This is a genomic window from Neisseria sp. P0021.S005 (genome assembly GCF_051956955.1).
Genome location: NZ_JBQCWY010000578.1, coordinates 1 through 1,952 on the forward strand (window position 1 = coordinate 1; position 1,952 = coordinate 1,952).

Below are 1,952 nucleotides of genomic sequence, written 5' to 3' on the forward strand. Positions count from 1 at the left end.
GTAATCGCTGTAATAGTTCAAATCACCGTTTCGGACACGCCAATAAAACGCTCCGCTGGCAATCCTGACCCGTCCGCCATAGTCATAAAGTTTGCCATAGCCTTGCGGTTGGCGGTTGCGGTCGAGGCGCGGCCAATCGTTCAAGGTTTCGGAAATATTCCAACCTTCATCAGCTTCAACCAGCCATAAGAAACCCTGAGTTGGGTTGTAAAGCAGATACTCTGTCCACTGCCCTTCTGGTGCCAATGTATGTTTGGCACCTTTGAACAAGTTATCAAATGTTTCCTGCGCATCTGTTTCTAAATATCTAATTGCGCCGATAACATGAAACTCTTTATTTTTCAGACTGCCTGTCGAGCCGACAGGCAAAGTAAACATCGTATTTTGCGACAAACGCAGATTATTGGCGGTAATAAGCTCCGCTTTATCTTTGCCGACTGCCAATTCGCTGCCGCAACTTTGACAGTTCAGATGGGAAGTCAGCCCGTTTACCCAATGAATGGACGAGCCGCAGTTAGGACAGTTTTCTGAAGTAATACTGCCTTTCAGACGGCCTGCGCTTTCTTTAATTTCATCTTCGTGGCGCGTGTTTTCCAGCTTCAAACCATCTAGGTTTACCATCCGCCCGAAGAAGGCTTCGGGAGTTTTATTGTTGTAATCGAGCGTGATGAAAAGGTTTTCGCAACGCCAGTCGGAAACCCGATTTTCTGTATCCTCTTTCAAAACAAACGGCAATTCGCCCTGCGCAGCCGCATGTTTCAAGCTGATGTTGCGGACATCGGAGGCAATATAGTGCTTATCTTGAAAAGTCAGCTCGCTAAATCCGGCTCGCGTATCTTCAAATTTCGGCGGATTATCGATTTCGACCGGCATGGTCATCACATACAAATCGCCCGCCTCAGAAAGCCAACCGGCTCTGCCGTCGTCAAACAGCGCATACCATTCATTCCACGCGCCATCGTCGTATTGCACCTGAAGCCGTCCAACCAAGGTAAAGCGTTGTGCGACAAATGTGCCGCTGGTTCCGATTTGCAGCGGACTAAAATCTTCCAGCAATGCGGAGTCGCGGCCGGAGTCGACAACGCCGTTATCTTTCCGCACCAGCATGCTGTTGCAATAGCCGCACACCAGCGTCACGGCAGAAGCAGAATGCGCCTCGACAGGTGCTCCGCAGCTTGGGCAGTCGGTTTTGAAGAAAGGAGTTTGAGACATGGGTTTGCTTTTTCAGAATGGGTTGGAGTGTTTCAGACGGCCTTAACGTTTTTGAAGTCGGACAGGCTTAATCAAATCATTTGAAAGGCCGTCTGAAACCTTTTCATAGAAGCAGCTCAACGCTTCTTTTGAATGATATTTTTCAGACGGCCTTCAATTGATCAACCAATCAGCTGTTTCAACACTTCAGCCTTGGCTTTGTCAAAATCTTCTTGCGAAATCAAACCGCCATCCAGCAAAGACTTGAGTTTCACCAATTTAGCCTGCGGATCTTCGGCAACCGGCTGAGCATTTTGCTGAGCCTGTTGCGCATTCGGCTGCATCATGCCAGCCATGGCACCCGCCATCGCCTGACCAATACCGGCACCTACGCCCAAACCTGCACCGATTCCGGCAAGTCCGCCTTCATTTTGTGCCGCAAGCGGAATAGATTCGGCGGTTTGATATTGGGTGTAGCGTCCCAAATCGCCGATAACACCCATCGAAATTTTCTTATCCAACGCAGCCTGAATAGACGCGGGCAAAGTAATGCTTTCAACAGTGAAGTTTTCCAGTGCCAAACCCAGCTTGGCAAATTCCGCGCCAAGCAATTCGCCGATTTTTTGCGACAGCAAAACTTGGTTCGCCGCCATATCCAAGAATGGGATACCGGAGCTGCCGAACGCGGCCGCCAACTGGGTGACTGCGATATTGCGCAGTTGGTTTTCCAAGTCTACGCCGCTGTATTGCGCCGCCACACC

General features: G+C 49.8%; 2 protein-coding genes. Both read right to left on the bottom strand.

From position 1 onward, the window contains the following. Nucleotides 1-1,212, bottom strand: a 1,212-nt coding sequence (locus ACTHUE_RS17095) for a DUF4178 domain-containing protein (protein ID WP_440424043.1), incomplete at its 3' end; no start/stop codon positions are given. Nucleotides 1,213-1,373: 161 nt separating this feature from the next. Then, nucleotides 1,374-1,952: SPFH domain-containing protein (locus ACTHUE_RS17100; RefSeq protein WP_440402835.1), on the bottom strand; the 579-nt coding region annotated here is incomplete at its 5' end.